Below are 15,637 nucleotides of genomic sequence, written 5' to 3'. Positions count from 1 at the left end.
AATCCCCCTTAGAAAGTAAGCTGTGAGCCTACGATGAAGGCATCGTATTCGCCCTGGCCACCCTCTGTGCCCAGAGTGGTGTACTCGGCCATCAGGGTCAGAGCATCCGTTGCAGCGTAACGGGCAAAGATCATCGTCAGATCTGTGTCGTTAGCGCTCGAGTTGATGTCATCCTCACCCTCGCCATAGCTGGCACCCAACGTTGTGCGGTTGATCTTGTAGGTGGTCTCCACGTACCACTGGCTGGCGTCCTCTTCGTTCGGATCCAGGCGTGCGGCAAATACACCGTTCCCCGTACCAGACGTCATGGAGTAGTTGCCCCGAACGTTCAGGTCACCGAGGGAAACCGAACCACCAAAATCAATACCTGACATGGTGTAGTCGTCAAACGTACCTGTTTTCGAATCCACGTCTTGCGTGAAAGCACTGGACCACAGCGAGAACATATCCGCGGTATAGACCACGTTACCTTCAATACGCGGGGTGGTGTACTCAGCATCTGCCACACCATCAACCTTTGATGGGCTGAATACACCGACTTTGAACTGCAGACCGCCCAGGTTGTTGGAGGTGTACATCACGCGCGGCGTGAAGTTCGCGTAGAAGTAACCGTTACCGATACGGCCGGCCGTTGCCGCCACCTGGTCGGGGCCTCCAATCAGGCCAACACCCAGGGCGCTGCCGTTGTCACCGATAGCCGGGACACCGAAGATGCCGAAACCCTTACCGATATTCACTTTGCCAAAGTCACCAGCAACCGCGATTTCAGAAACCCGGCTACGGAAATTTGCATTGGCATCTCCTGGCGCGATGTCGGCATTCATCTGAAAGTGGCCGGACACTTCCAGGCCATTCTGAGTGGGGGCATAGATATTGGTTTGCAGAGTGGCGGGGTTGAAGCCGGTGGTGATGGTGAACGAGTCCTCATCCGTCGGATCGTCGTAGTTGCCCAGCACCGCGAAAATCGGAATGTGGCCATTAAACCCTGCTTTCCAGCCATTGTCGGATTCAAAAGTCGTTTCAGCCGCGGCCGGGGCAGCAAAGGCGCCGACAACGACTGCAACGCCGACCGCCAGCGCAGACAGCTTGAAAGATTTAGCATTCGAGCGGTTGTTGTTTTCGATCATGATAGCTTCCTATTATTGTTTGAGATTTTCTGGTCCATCCGGTCTGTCTCTCGTTGGCAGCCGAATCACACCGTTTTTCAGTCTCTTACGGCGTTTCTTCGGAATGATGGACTATTCCATCTCGAACATTTATTTCGGTCAGAGACCGATTTTGTTTTCGAGACACAACAAATTTAGCGCGAGAGAGAAAAAATGGAAAGTTTTAGAACATATTTTTTTCGGTTTTATTACCGAATTTTTCAGGCCAGCGAGGAGGCAATCACTTACCTTATTGTTTTATATCCTAAAAACAACGTTACAGAACTTGTCATAAATTTTCGTTGACGAACCATCAAGCGAACATTAGTCTCTTTAATGTAGGTAAACAAACAACAAAAAAGGTGTCACATGAAGAATTGGCCGGTTGTCGTTGCAACTTCCACGCTGCTTTTTTTCAACGCTGTCAGTCACGGATCCGACACTTTCAATGCGCTACCGGATGAACGCCAACAGATCATCAAACGATGGATCTCGGAGCACTTTCAGGCCTCTACCCTGTCGCCTGAAGAACAGGCGGAAGAGCTGGCATGGTTTGCCAGTGCGGCAAAACCTTTTGAGGGCCTCGAGATTTCAGTACTCTCGGAGAACCTGGCTACACATCGCTATGAATCCGAGATTCTTGCACAGGCGTTCTCTGACATAACCGGCATTAAGGTGACCCACGACCTCAAACCGGAGGGCGAGGTTATCCGGCAGGTCAACCTGCAGCGCATCATGGCTGCGAAAGGTCGATACGATGCCTTCGTCAACGATTCAGACCTGATTGGCACTCACTCCCGCACCGGCTGGGCGCTGGCACTGAGCGATTACATGAAGGGCGAGGGAAAGGCATTTACCCTCCCTACCCTGGATCTGGGTGACTTTATCGGGCTGAGCTTCGTCACCGGCCCGGACGGAAAGATCTACCAATTGCCGGACCAGCAGTTTGCGAATCTTTACTGGTTCCGACACGACTGGTTCCAGCGCCCTGAATTGCGTGCAAAGTTCCTCGAACGCTACGGCTATGAACTTGGTGTTCCTTTGAACTGGTCAGCCTACGAAGACATCGCGGAGTTTTTCACCGTACATGTAAAACAAATCGATGGAGAGCGCGTCTACGGCCATATGGATTATGGTAAGCGTGATCCGTCGCTGGGCTGGCGCTTCACAGACGCCTGGCTGTCGATGGCGGGCGCCGGTGACCCGGGGCTCCCCAATGGCCTGCCGGTGGATGAATGGGGCATTCGGATGGAGGAGTGCCACCCAGTGGGCTCGTCCGTGGAAAGGGGTGGCGCGACTAACGGCCCTGCGGCTGTCTACGCACTGCAGAAGTACATAGACTGGCTGAAAAACTACGCACCACCTGAAGCGCCTGGCATGAACTTCTCGGAGGCCGGCCCCGTTCCGGCAAAAGGGCAGATAGCCCAGCAGATCTTCTGGTATACCGCATTCACCTCTGACATGACCAAACCGGGGCTGCCTGTGGTCAATGAAGACGGCACGCCGAAGTGGCGAATGGCCCCCTCTCCTTATGGCGCCTACTGGTCTGAAGGCATGAAGCTGGGCTATCAGGACGTGGGAGCCTGGACCATTCCACGGGTAATGGGCGAGCGCCGGCAGAAGGCGGCCTGGCTTTATGCCCAGTTCACGGTTTCCAAATCCGTGTCGCTTCAGAAAACCCTTGTAGGCCTGACCCCCATCCGCGAATCCGACCTGAACTCACCGGAAATGCAGGAGAAAAGCGCGGAACTGGGCGGGCTCGTCGAATTCTATCGCAGCCCTGCACGGCAGGCCTGGACGCCAACCGGCGTGAACATCGCTGACTACCCGAAGCTGGCAAAGCTATGGTGGCCGAACATTGCCGATGCCATGTCCGGGGAGCGCACAGCGCAGCAGGCGATGGACAAACTGGCGGAAAGTCAGGACAGGGCAATGGCTGTTATGGAGCGGAATTTTTCTGTGAACAACTGCGGCCCTCGTATTGCCTCAGACAGTGAAGCCAAAGGCCGCGAGTGGTGGTTGGCTCAGCCCGGAGCGCCGAAGCCAGAACTGCAGAACGAAAAACCGCCCGGCAAAACCATTCGTTATGAAGACCTGCTTACGCGCTGGGAGGAGGCCCGATAAGTTCCTTTACCCGATGCTGCAGCTCGGGAATCACGTCTTCTTCGAACCAGGGGTTGCGCCGTAACCATAGATTGTTCCTTGGGCTGGGGTGTGGCAGTGGCAACATGGCGGGCCACACCTCCCGCCAACGCTTCACCCGCTCGGTAACCGAGGCTTTCGGCCCGGGTAAATGCCAGGCATGGGCATACTGGCCAATGACCAGGGTGAGCTCAACTTGCTCCAGCCGCTCCAGCAACAGGTCGCGCCATGCCGGCGCGCATTCCGGGCGCGGAGGAAGGTCGCCCGATTTACCGGTGCCGGGATAACAGAATCCCATCGGCAGGATCGCCAGCTTCCGCTCATCGTAGAAGGTATCCCGGTCTATCCCCATCCAGTTCCGCAGTCGATCACCGCTGGGGTCGTTGAACGGCAGGCCGGTGTCGTGCACACGTCGACCGGGCGCCTGCCCCACCACCAGTATGCGAGCGGATTGGGAAATCTGAATCACCGGGCGCGGCCCAAGGGGCAGGTGCGCCTCGCAGATCCGGCATTGACGGACCCACGCCACCAACTCATCAAATGGCATCCGGGAATAGCTACTGGTCATTAGCGCCTCCTAGACTTCCGGGTTGGCCAACGCTTCAGCCGCCCCGAGCAGGCCGGTGTAACCTTCCATAACCACATAGACCGGCGTGGATTCCAGCAGTGGCCGCATCCGGCCCTTGTCCTCGAAACCTTTCTGGAACGGGCTTTCCAGGAAGAAATCGATGAATCGCGGGAGGATGCCTCCACAGAGGTAAACCCCGCCGGTGCCCCCCAGGGTCAACACCCCGTTTCCGGCAACACGGCCCAGAATTTCACAGAAATGTCGCAGGGTCTGGCGCGCAAGCGGGTCGGAATGGTCCAACGCAGCAGCGGTTATCTTCTCCGGTGCATCCAGGGGGGCAGCCACACCCTGTATCTCGGCATGAGCCTGGTAAAGGTTCAGCAACCCCTGGCCACACAGGATACGCTCCACGGACACACGGCCGAAGCGGGCCTTGAGTATCCTCAGAACGGCCATTTCCGTGTCGTCGGTGGGGGCAAAATCCACATGACCGCCCTCGGTCATCAGCGGCACCCAGCCATGCTGCAACGGCACCAGGCCGGACACACCCAGGCCCGTACCCGGGCCTATCACCAATCTCGGGCGACGGGCATCCCCCGGCCCACCACACACATGGATCAGCTTGTCGGCACTGACGTGGGGAACCCCCAGGGCCATGGCGGTAAAGTCATTGATAACCTTGAACGCGCCCCAGCCAAACCGCCTGCGAACTTCCTCACTGTCAAATCGCCAGTGGTTGTTGGTCATCCGCACCTGTGTACCGTGCACCGGCGATGCCACCGCAAGGCACACGTCCTGAACCTCTTCAACGCCGGAGCGGTTGAGGTAGTCAACGATGGCCGAATCCAGGTTGTCGTAGTCGCTGCAGGCCAGAACCTCGACAGCTTCAGGTGTTACCTCACCGGAGCGTACGAGCGCGAACCTGGCGTTGGTACCCCCGATGTCCCCTACCAGTGAGTAGTTGCTTGTGGTCATGCGTCGTGATTCCAGAAAAAGCTGGCGCCTTCTTCCGGGGTGCTGGCGGCTTTGCGCATCCAGCCGAACAGTTCCCGGCCCAGACCATGATGATAACTGCTCAGGTCTGCTTTTTCTGCGTCCCGGCCGGCAAACTCTTCGGCTGACACTTCAATTTCCAGCTTCCCTGACACCGCGTCGAGGTTGATCACGTCGCCATTCCTGACACGGCACAGCGGACCACCGTTTGCGGCTTCCGGATACACATGTATGGCAGCCGGCACTTTCCCGGAGGCGCCGGACATGCGGCCATCGGTGACCAGCGCAACCTTGAAGCCACGGTCCTGCAGCACGCCAAGATAGGGAGTCAGCTTGTGCAACTCCGGCATGCCATTGGCTTTCGGGCCCTGGAAGCGGACCACAACCACACAGTCCCGATCCAGGTCACCCCCTTCAAAAGCGGCCTTGAGTTCGTTCTGGTCGTTGAAAACAACGGCCGGCGCCTTAACAACGCGGTGCTCTTCAGCAACCGCCGAAACCTTGATCACGCCACGGCCAAGATTGCCGTCCAGTACCCGCAGGCCACCATCGGGCGCGAAAGGTTCCGTGGCGGTGCTGAGCACATCCGGTTTCGCACTCTGTTCGGGTGCCGGCTTCCAGACAAGCTTGTCGCCATCCATTTCAGGCATCTGGGTGTAGCGCTCAAGACCGTGCCCCATTACCGTTTCGACGTCGTTGTGAATCAGGCCGGCGTTGAGCAGTTCCCGGATCAGGAAAGGTGTGCCGCCGGCTTCATGGAAGGCATTCACGTCTTCCTGGCCGTTGGGATAGATGCGGGTCATGGAGGGCACGACCGACGACAGCTCGGAATAGTCGTTCCAGTCAATAATAATGCCGGCCGCCCGCGCAATGGCGATCCAGTGAATGGTGTGGTTGGTCGAACCGCCGGTCACCAGCAGCGCCACCAGCGCATTGACGATACTCTTCTCGTCCACCATGTCACCCAGGCCCAGCGACCCACCGTGGGGCTTGGACAGGCGTATGACCTGCTCGGTCGCGGCACGGGTCAGTTCCTCCCGCAATGGCGTGCCCGGGTTTACGAACGCCGCGCCCGGCAGGTGCAGCCCCATCACTTCCACCAGAAGCTGGTTGCTGTTGGCAGTGCCGTAGAAAGTACAGGTACCCGGGCTGTGATAGGACTGCGACTCAGCCTCGAGCAACTCGTCCTTGCCGATCTTGCCCTCGGCGTACAACTGCCGGATACGCTGCTTCTCTTTGTTTGGCAGCCCGGAAGGCATCGGCCCCGCCGGTACCAGCACTGTTGGCAGGTAACCAAAACTGAGGGATCCGATCAGCAGGCCGGGCACTATCTTGTCACAGATACCCAGCAATAATGTGGCATCGAACATATTGTGACTGAGCGCCACCGACGTGCTCATGGCGATGGTGTCACGGGAGAACAGGCTCAACTCCATCCCGGGCTGGCCCTGGGTTACACCATCGCACATGGCGGGGGTTCCACCGGCAAACTGCGCCACTGACCCCATGCCGTTGGCGGCCTTGCGGATCACGTCCGGGAAGTCCTGGTAGGGCTGATGGGCCGACAGCATGTCGTTGTAGGCGGAAACAATGGCCACGTTGGCCTTGTTCATGAATTTTAGGGTGTCTTTGTCCGACTGGTTACAGGCAGCAAACCCGTGAGCCAGGTTACCGCAGGAAAGGCTGCTACGGTGCGGCGATTGCGCCTTCAGCGCCTCCATCCGCTCCAGGTAATCCTGACGGGTGTCGCGACTGCGCTCGATAATCCGCCGGGTAACCGCGTCTACGGTCGGGTGCATAGTGGGTCTCCTGAAAATTCGTTATTTAGTTGCTTTTTTAATTCCCGTAAGTTTACTTACTTTTTTTACCTCTTTCACCCGCCAATCATTCATTTTTCCAATTTTTGTTGTTATATTTACTACATCAACAACCGAAACGAACAATAAACAACCAAATATGGAGCCAGAACATGACTATTCGCATCGCAATAAACGGCTTCGGACGCATTGGCCGCAATGTTCTCCGCGCACTTTACGAAAATGACTACCGCAACCAGCTTCAGGTTGTCGCCATCAACGACCTGGGAGATGCCGAGACCAACGCCCATCTGCTCAAGTACGACAGTGTGCATGGCCGCTTCAGTGGCATTGTAAACCACGATGCCGAGTCCCTCTCGGTCAACGGCGACCGCATTGCCATCACCGCTATCCGTAATCCGGAAGAACTACCCTGGAAAGACTATCACGTGGATGTGGTGTTCGAGTGCACGGGCCTGTTCACCTCCCGCGACAAGGCCGAGGGCCACCTGAAGGCGGGCGCACGCAAGGTCATCATCTCGGCACCCTCGCCGGATGCGGACGCCATGGTGGTATACGGTGTCAACGACAACATATTGACCTCGGAGCACGACATCATCTCCAACGCCTCCTGCACCACCAACTGCCTGGCCCCGGTGGTTGAAGCACTGCACAAGACCATTGGCATTGAGAGCGGGCTGATGACCACCATCCACTCCTACACCAATGACCAGAAACTGAGCGACGTCTATCACTCCGATCTGTATCGCGCACGCTCGGCCACCCAGTCCATGATTCCCACCAAGACCGGCGCTGCCGCCGCCATTGGCAAGGTCATCCCGGAACTGTCCGGAAAACTTGACGGACTGGCCGTGCGGGTTCCTACTATTAACGTGTCCCTGGTGGATTTCGGCTTTATTGCCAGCCGCGACACCACGGTAGAGGAAATCAACGAAGCCGTCAGGGCCGCTGCGAAGAACAGCCCGGTGCTGGGCTACAACGAGGAAAAGCTGGTCAGTGTGGATTTCAACCACAACGCCCTGTCCAGCATTTTCGACGCCAACCACACACGGGCCATGGGCCGTCATGCAAAAGTCATGGCCTGGTACGACAATGAATGGGGCTTCTCCAACCGGATGCTCGACAACGCCGTGGCACTGATGAAAAAGGCGAGCCAGTAACCCTGGCCGCCTGCGGCTCTGTCACGGTATACACCCGGAAAGCTTCACTGGAAAACAAAAGGAAACAGGAACCATGCTAAGGCGCACCAAGATCGTCGCCACACTCGGCCCCGCCACCGACTCACCGGAATCACTGTCGGCCATCATCGCCGCCGGCGTGGATGTGACCCGGCTGAACTTTTCACATGGCAGTGCTGAAGATCATATGGAACGCGCCCGCCGGGTGCGGGAATGCGCCGCCGCAAACGGTCGCTTTGTCGCACTCCTGGCAGACCTCCAGGGCCCGAAACTGCGAATCGCCCGCTTCTCCGAAAACAAGGTCACCCTCAAGGCCGGCCAGCAGTTCATCCTGGACGCCAGCATGGACAAGGAAGGTGGCAATGAGGAACGTGTCGGCATTGATTACGAGCAACTGATCGAAGACGTCAAACCGGGCGACATCCTGGTATTGGACGACGGTCGAATCGAGATGGAAGTGGAGTCCGTTGACGGCACCAGCATCTCCTCCCGTGTTCTTATCGGCGGCCCCCTGTCCAACAACAAGGGCCTGAACAAGCGCGGCGGCGGCCTGTCTGCCGAAGCGCTGACCGAGAAAGACAAACAGGACATCAAAACCGCCGCCCGCCTGGGTGCCGACTATGTCGCGGTATCGTTCGTACGCACCGCCGAAGACATGCACGTGGCCCGCCGCCTGCTGAAAGAAGCCGGCTCCGAAGCCCGCCTGGTCGCCAAGATCGAGCGCGCCGAACTGGCCCACGACAACACCGCCCTGGACGCGGTTATTGACGCCTCCGACGCCGTTATGGTGGCTCGGGGCGACCTGGCGGTTGAGATTGGTGACGCAGAGTTGGTGGGTGTACAGAAGCACATCATCAACCGCGCGCGCGCCCTCAACACGGTGGTCATTACCGCCACCCAGATGATGGAATCGATGATCGAAAATCCGATGCCTACACGGGCGGAAGTTTCCGATGTGGCCAACGCCGTCATGGATTACACCGACGCGGTGATGCTGTCCGCGGAAACGGCCGTTGGTGATTATCCGAAGGAAGCGGTTGAAGCGATGGTGCGTATCTGCATTGGTGCAGAGAAGCAGCCGTCGATGCACCAGTCAAAACACCGAATCCACGAGAGCATGGAGCATGTGGACGAGGCGATTGCGCTGTCGGCGATGTATGCAGCCAATCACCTGGACGGTATAACGTCGATCATCTGTATGACAGAAACCGGCGCCACTCCCCTGCTGATGTCCCGCATCAAATCGAGCCTGCCGATTTTTGCGTTTTCCCGCCACCATTCCACTCAGCATCGCGTAACGATGTTCCGTGGTGTGCAGACGGTGCCCTTTGATTCGGCAACGATTCCGAATGAGCAGACGAATGCCCGGGCGGTGTCTGAGCTGGTTCGGATGGGTGTCGTCAAGGAGGGGGATCTGGTTGTTATCACCAAGGGCGATTATGTGAATGCCCAGGGTGGTACGAACACCATGAAGATTGTTCGTGTTGGGGCGGATATTCGCTGATTTCCTCTTAATTGGGAGGTGCCTTCCCTTGTAGCCTTCTGGTTTGGTGCTGAGAGGCTGCGGGGCGGGGCTTCCCAAAACCGCTACAAGCACCCCTGCGGGGTCCAGCCAGCAATCACAGATTGCTGTCGTTCGGCTGTCGCATGAAGCTTCGCTTCATAAGCGCTCGGCCTCACCCATGTGCGCTTGGAATTGGCCATCCTTGGCCAATTACATTTTGGGAAGCCCCGCCCCGCAGCCTCTGTCTGAACCTACTGGATATCGCCAGATAGCACCGTTTTTGTAGGTCGGATTAGCGAAGCGTAATCCGACGTTGTGCTTCGTGTCGCTGCCATTTTGTCGGATTACGCTTCGCTAATCCGACCTACGTTTTGGGGGTGAAGCACCCAAGCGTTATCTTCGGAGCCAGAACAAGCGGTTGGTGATAGGGCCGTTCGGGAATGTAATTGGCCAAGGATGGCCAATTCCAAGCGCACAGGGATGTGCTCGTAGCGTTTCCCGAACGGCCCTATCACCAACCGCGAATGCCCCAATATCTCAGGCTACAGACCGAGAACAGAACTCACAGGTCAGCAAGACTCCCCCGAGCAATCTCCGAAATCTGCCCCCAGTCTCCGGACTCAACCGAATCACCCGGCGTCAACCAGGTACCACCAACGGCCGAGACGTTATCAAGGGCCAGGTAGTCCTTGGCGGTGTTGCGACGGATCCCGCCGGTCGGGCAGAAGGTGACGTCCGGAAAGGGGCCGGAGAAGGCCTTCAGGGCCGGGATGCCGCCAGCGACTTCCGCCGGGAAGAACTTGAATTCCCGGTAGCCCAGGTTGTAGCCCACCATCAGCTCTGAAATCGTCGAAACCCCCGGAAGCAGTGGGGCCTCGGAGGTGACGCCGAATTCCAGGATGGCCTCGGTGACGCCCGGGGTAATCACAAATTGGGCGCCTGCGGCTTCCACCTGGCGGTACTGGGCAATGCTGGTCACCGTACCCGCCCCTACCCAGGCATCCGGGATCGCTTTTCTTACTTGCTCAATGGCCTTCAGGCCGTGGGGAGTGCGCAAGGTGATTTCCAGAACGCGAATACCACCGTCGACCAGCGCCTGGCACAATGGCAGCGCCTGGTCCGGGTGGTTGATGGTGATCACTGGAATAAGCGGCGAGGCGCTCAGCACCGACCGGACGCGCTCGCGGTGAAAGTCAGACAGTTGGCTCATAATCTTCTCCGGTAAAACAAATCTTTGGCGATCGGCCTCAGGCGCTCCAATAAACCTGCAGGCCCGGTTTCAGGAAAGCGCGAACGGGCATGTCCCATACCTTCCCGATGTCGCTGCAGGCAGTCTGCAGGGTTTTCAGCTTGTCATCGCCTTTCAGGTGCAGCGCCGTGAAACCGGCCTGGTTCAGGGCACGCAGCGTCAGCGTAATGCGTTTCTGGGGCTGGGAAGCCGGTGTCATCGGCACCACGATGGCCGCCGAATCCGTATCCAGGGCCTCGTCCAGTTCGGGCGCATCCGGAAACAGTGACGCAGTGTGGCCATCGTTGCCCATGCCCAGGATCAGCACGTCCAGCGGCAAGTGGAGATCGTTAAGGGCCGATTCCACCGCTGCCAAGCCTTCAGCCGGGGTGTCGCCGGGCTGCTTGAGGGACAGGTACCTCGCTTCCGAGGCGGGGCCCTGCAGCAGGTTTTCCCGGACCAGACGGGTATTGCTGTCCTTGTCGTCTTCCGGCACCCAGCGTTCATCCGCCAGCAATACATCGATCCGCGCCCAGTCCAGGGGCTTTTCCCGCAAAGCCTCGAAAAACGGCAGCGGTGTGGAGCCACCGGAAACCACCAGGCTGGCGCGGGGCGCGATCAGTAGCCGCTCGGAGAGATGTCTGGCCACGGCATCCGCAAGCGCCACCGCAGCATCGTCAGGGGTGTCGAAAAAGTGAGTGTCCACTGCCTCTGGCAGGCCGAGATCATGCATCTTCATACCAGCTCCTTCCGTCCCGGGTGATCATGGCGATGGAGGCAACCGGGCCCCAGGTGCCTGCGGCGTATCGCTTTGGCGGCACGCCACTGTCGTCCCAGTTGCGCATGATCTGGTCGACCCATTGCCAGGCGTGCTCCACTTCATCGCGGCGCACGAACAGGTACTGGTTGCCCTTCATTACCTCCCAGAGCAGACGCTCATAAGCGTCGGGGATGCGGTCGGTTTCGAAGGTTTCGGAAAAGGTCAGCTCCAGCGGGCCCTGGCGCAGGCGCATGCCCTTGTCCAGGCCCTGATCCTTGGTCAGGATCTGCAGGGACATGCCCTCGTCCGGCTGCAAACGGATAATCAGCTTGTTGTTGGCCAGGTGCTTCTGGTCCGGATCGAAGATGTAGTGCGGTGCCGGCTTGAAATGAATGATGATCTGGGAGAGCTTCTCCGGCAGGCGCTTGCCGGTACGGATGTAGAACGGCACACCGGACCAGCGCCAGTTGTCGATCTCGGCTTTCAGGGCTACAAAGGTTTCGGTCTTGCTGCCCCGGGCGGCGCCCTCTTCTTCCAGATATCCGGGAACGGGCTTGCCCGCACTGGTGCCTGCGGTGTACTGCCCACGGACGACGTGAGTGTCCATCATGTCCGGCGTGATCCTGCGCAATGCCTTGAGCACCTTGACCTTTTCATTCCGGATGCTGTCTGCCGACAGGTCCGAAGGTGGGTCCATGGCGATCAGGCACAACAATTGGAGCAGGTGGTTCTGCACCATGTCACGCACCTGGCCGGCCTTGTCGAAATAGCCCCAGCGGCCTTCGATTCCCACGCTTTCAGCCACGGAAATCTCGACGTGGGAAATGTGGTTCTGGTCCCACTGGGAGGCAAACAGGTTATTGGCAAACCGCAGGGCAATCAGGTTCTGGACCGTTTCCTTACCCAGGTAGTGGTCGATACGGAACAACTGGTCCTCGTTGTAGACTTCGCCCAGTTCATCATTAATGACCTTGGAGGATTCCAGGTCGTGGCCGATCGGCTTTTCAGCCACCACCCGTGTATTCTGGTCGCAACAATTGTTGCTCCTGAGGTTGCGTGAAATTTCACCGTACATGGCCGGTGGTGTGGCCATGTAAACGATCAGGTTGCTGGGTTCGGTGCTGCGCCAGTCATTGAGGGCGCCGTAGCCGTCCGGGTTGGTGAAGTCCAGGAACTGGTAATCGACGCGCTGCAGGAACCGATCAGCCACGCCAGCGTCAAACTCGTCCTTCTTCACGTGTTCTTTCAGTTTGTCGAGAAGAATCCTGCGAACCTCGCCGGTTTCGGCTTTGTTTCTCGCTATCGCCAGAATACGACTACGCTTATGGAGCAGCCCGGCGCGCTCCAGTTGATACAGTGCGGGAAACAGTTTGCGTTGCGCCAGGTCGCCAAGCGCTCCAAACATCATCAGGTCACAGCGGGTATTTATCGGATCGGCCATCGGTTCCTTCTCTCTTTGTTTTCGTGCAGTGTTGCACTGCCTGCACGACTCGAGGCGTCAATGTAGTAATTTTATGCAAATAATGACATCTGAAATGAAATTTTCCAAGGATATTTTCCAAATAATGACACTTTTACTACCACAAAACCCCTGAAAACACGCTATAATCAGCGCGAATTTTCATAAGAACGCCAATGATTCAGGGAGTATCTTCAATGGCTGCCAACCAGTCACACCGCGACGACAATCTGCTCGAAGACATCCAGTCACGCCTGGACACCCTCAATAAGTCCGAGCGCAAGGTTGCCGAGGCGATTCTTCGTGACCCCACTGCCGCCACCCGATACAGCATCGCAGCCCTGGCACGTGCCGCCGATGTCAGCGAGCCCACCGTCAACCGCTTCTGCCGCGGGTTCTCCGCCACCGGTTTCCCGGACTTCAAGATTCGCCTGGCCCAGAGCATTGCCACCGGCACGCCCTATATCGGCCAGAACGTGGAGCCTGACGACACCGTCGCAGAATTCGCCGATAAAATCATGCTCAGCACCATTGCCAGCCTGGACAAGGCGCGCCAGGCCCTGGACCCGAAGGCACTGGCAGCAGCCATCGATTACCTGATCCAGGCCAAACAGATCAACTTCTTTGGCATGGGCGGCTCAGCCCCCGTTGCCATGGATGCCCAGCACAAGTTCTTCCGCTTCAACATCCCGGTGATGTCCTACGACGACGCGTTAATGCAACGCATGGTCGCTGCCGGCAGCACTACCGGCGATGTGATTGTGCTGATCTCCTACACCGGGCGCACCCGCGAGACCGTGGATATTGCCCAGCAGGCGAGGAACAACGGAGCAACCGTGATCGGCATCACCATGCCAGGGTCACCGCTTGCCGAAGCCTGCACCGTGGTGATCGAAGTCACCGCGCCGGAAGACACCGAGGTCTACATGCCCATGTCATCACGCATAATTCACCTGACCGTGATCGACATCCTGGCCACCGGCGTCACCCTGAAGCGCGGCGCTGATTTTCTCGGCCACCTGAAAAAGATCAAGGAAAGCCTGAAACCAACGCGCTTTCCGATCTAGGCGCCCTACCCAGGCACACTATCAGTGTCTCCCTGCTGTTAAATGTAGCAAAGCCACTGATTTCCTGACTCATCCTTCTACGCCCCTCCTCCCCCTGAAAACTCACCCCCCTTTTTCTTCAGGGCGGAGGATGTACTCATCTGCCCGTTACAGGACTATGAAATCCGGTTTCCCAATGTCTGATTGGCAGAAGCTGCAATCAAGGGAACCGGAAGCCTGATCCGGCCCTGACTGTCCCATGACAGGATGTCGGAACTTCCGCTTCCCTGACATTCAAAAAAGACAAAAAGCACAGGACACAGATGATGCAAAATAATAAGCGCCTTTTCCCGAACAAACTCCCGCTAGCGGCTGCGGTCACAGCCGTCATCATGGCCACCCCGGCCATTGCCGTTGATTTCCATGGCTACGCCCGTTCAGGCCTGTCCACCAATACCAGCAGTGGGGGTGAGCAAACCTGTTTCGGCAGCGGTGCCAATGGCCACTTTGTCGGCCGCCTCGCAGACGAGTGCGACACCTACGCGGAACTGGCGTTTGGCGACCAGCTCTTCAGCCAGGACGGTAAAACCTTCCGTTTCGACTCCATGGTTTCCTACGAAGCCATCAACCAGGGCAACGACTACCAGGCATTTGATGGCGCCGACGACGTCAATGGCGTTGATTTTGGTGGCCAGCAAACCACCCGTAACAACGGCAACCCTTACAGTGGCGGTGAAGTCGCGGTGCGGCAGTTGTATGTTTCCGGCACCAACGTCATCGAGTCACTGCCAGGCGCCACCCTGTGGGCCGGCAAGCGTTTCTACAAGCGCCATGACGTACACCAACTGGACCTGTTCTACATCAACAACTCCGGCTACGGCGCCGGTGTAGAGAACATCCAGGCAGGCGCCGGCCAGTTCTCCGCGGCATGGATCAACTTCGACAAGCAGGAAAGTGACACCATCGTCCAGAACAACAAGCTGGACCTGCGCTACGCCTTCCCGGTTGGTGAAAGCACGCTGACACTGGCCGGTATCTACGGCATGGCGGACCTGACGGACGAGCAGGACGCTGCAGGCATCATGGACGAGGACGGTTTCTTCGGTACCGTAGAGCTGTCGACCGGCTTTATGGGCGGCTTCAACAAATTCGTCCTGCAATACGCCACCGACTCGCTGGGCGAAGCGGCATTCGCCAACCAGGGTGGCAATGCAAGCCTGAACGCCCCCTACTACGACGGTACGCTTGAGAAGAGCTGGCGCGTACTGAACCACGGTGTGATCAAACTGGGCGGCCCGTGGGAGCTCGGCTACTCCGCACTGTATTCCGAGGGCGAGACCTACGGCCCGATCAACGAAGAAGAACCCACACGCCTGAGCGTTGTTGCACGCCCGATCTACAACTGGAACTCAGTGACCAGCACGGCACTGGAAGTAGGCTACGAGGACGTGCACCAACCCTACAACGACGAGGCAACCGACCTGCAAAAGGTTGCCATTTCACAGCAATGGAGCGCAGGCCCCGGCTACTGGGCACGCCCGGTCATTCGCGCCTACGCCGCAGCCTTCTTCGGCGACCAGGCCGAAGCCGCGCGCAGTGAGGGCATCGATGGCGACATCCAGATCGGCGCCCAGATCGAAGCCTGGTGGTAAGGCTCTAAAAACCACACTCTCTCGTTGGACCTCCTTGGGCCGGCTCTTCAGCCGGCCCTTTTTTGTGCGCTCGCACCCCTCTTTTTTCTACTCCCCATACGCCCCGCGGACTACGCCTGCAAAAGTCCATTGCCGAAGGATGTGT

The 15,637-nt window shown here is 58.0% G+C and carries 12 protein-coding genes; 5 read left to right on the top strand and 7 right to left on the bottom strand.

Translation table 11 applies throughout. The features are described from left to right. Positions 1–8 precede the first annotated feature (8 nt). A complete protein-coding gene (locus tag NLU14_RS03030; protein ID WP_275704675.1) occupies positions 9–1,127 on the bottom strand; it encodes a porin in 1,119 nt (372 codons plus the stop codon). A 387-nt stretch (positions 1,128–1,514) separates the two neighbouring features. Between NLU14_RS03030 and NLU14_RS03025 the strand changes: the two genes are divergently transcribed. Next, complete coding sequence (locus NLU14_RS03025) at positions 1,515–3,269, top strand: ABC transporter substrate-binding protein (protein WP_420845018.1); 1,755 nt, start codon at positions 1,515–1,517, stop codon at positions 3,267–3,269. Here NLU14_RS03025 and NLU14_RS03020 read toward each other — a convergent pair. From NLU14_RS03020 to edd, 3 genes are read right to left on the bottom strand one after another with little or no spacing between them, the layout of a single operon-like run. Beyond that, a complete protein-coding gene (locus NLU14_RS03020) occupies positions 3,244–3,855 on the bottom strand; it encodes a uracil-DNA glycosylase family protein (RefSeq protein ID WP_275704674.1) in 612 nt (203 codons plus the stop codon). The two genes, NLU14_RS03025 and NLU14_RS03020, sit on opposite strands and share 26 nt — an antisense overlap. A gap of 9 nt (positions 3,856–3,864) precedes the next feature. After that, the gene (locus NLU14_RS03015; protein WP_275704673.1) at positions 3,865–4,830 is read right to left on the bottom strand and encodes a glucokinase; all 966 of its coding nucleotides are present in this window, start codon (positions 4,828–4,830) and stop codon (positions 3,865–3,867) included. Beyond that, positions 4,827–6,647 (bottom strand): phosphogluconate dehydratase, encoded by a 1,821-nt coding sequence (gene edd, locus NLU14_RS03010; protein WP_275704672.1) that lies wholly within the window; start codon positions 6,645–6,647, stop codon positions 4,827–4,829. The genes NLU14_RS03015 and edd overlap by 4 nt, the downstream gene beginning before the upstream one ends. A 170-nt stretch (positions 6,648–6,817) precedes the next feature. Between edd and gap the strand changes: the two genes are divergently transcribed. Together gap and pyk are read left to right on the top strand one after the other, a co-directional pair. Further along, positions 6,818–7,825 carry a type I glyceraldehyde-3-phosphate dehydrogenase gene (gene gap / locus NLU14_RS03005; RefSeq protein WP_275704671.1) on the top strand — a complete coding sequence of 336 codons (1,008 nt, stop codon included), beginning with the start codon at positions 6,818–6,820 and terminating at the stop codon, positions 7,823–7,825. A 73-nt stretch (positions 7,826–7,898) separates the two neighbouring features. Then, entirely contained in the window at positions 7,899–9,347 is a 1,449-nt protein-coding gene (gene pyk / locus NLU14_RS03000; protein ID WP_275704670.1) for a pyruvate kinase, read from the top strand. Positions 9,348–9,909: 562 nt separating this feature from the next. Here pyk and NLU14_RS02995 read toward each other — a convergent pair. The 3 genes from NLU14_RS02995 to zwf are packed head-to-tail and all read right to left on the bottom strand — an operon-like array spanning position 9,910 to position 12,776. Beyond that, positions 9,910–10,557 (bottom strand): bifunctional 4-hydroxy-2-oxoglutarate aldolase/2-dehydro-3-deoxy-phosphogluconate aldolase, encoded by a 648-nt coding sequence (locus tag NLU14_RS02995; protein ID WP_275704669.1) that lies wholly within the window; start codon positions 10,555–10,557, stop codon positions 9,910–9,912. A 37-nt stretch (positions 10,558–10,594) separates the two neighbouring features. After that, entirely contained in the window at positions 10,595–11,314 is a 720-nt protein-coding gene (gene pgl / locus NLU14_RS02990) for a 6-phosphogluconolactonase (protein ID WP_338040777.1), read from the bottom strand. Further along, on the bottom strand, positions 11,301–12,776 hold the full coding sequence (gene zwf / locus NLU14_RS02985; protein WP_275704668.1) for a glucose-6-phosphate dehydrogenase: 1,476 nt from the start codon (positions 12,774–12,776) through the stop codon (positions 11,301–11,303). The genes pgl and zwf overlap by 14 nt, the downstream gene beginning before the upstream one ends. Before the next feature lie 215 nt (positions 12,777–12,991). Between zwf and NLU14_RS02980 the strand changes: the two genes are divergently transcribed. Further along, entirely contained in the window at positions 12,992–13,861 is an 870-nt protein-coding gene (locus NLU14_RS02980; RefSeq protein ID WP_275704667.1) for a MurR/RpiR family transcriptional regulator, read from the top strand. A gap of 302 nt (positions 13,862–14,163) precedes the next feature. Then, complete coding sequence (locus NLU14_RS02975) at positions 14,164–15,492, top strand: carbohydrate porin (protein WP_275704666.1); 1,329 nt, start codon at positions 14,164–14,166, stop codon at positions 15,490–15,492. Positions 15,493–15,637 lie beyond the last annotated feature (145 nt).

The sequence above is a fragment of the Marinobacter iranensis genome (assembly GCF_029207565.1).
In the GTDB taxonomy this organism is placed as follows: domain Bacteria; phylum Pseudomonadota; class Gammaproteobacteria; order Pseudomonadales; family Oleiphilaceae; genus Marinobacter; species Marinobacter iranensis.
Note: the sequence above shows the minus strand (reverse complement) of the source record. Positions and strands in the feature narration are given on the sequence as shown.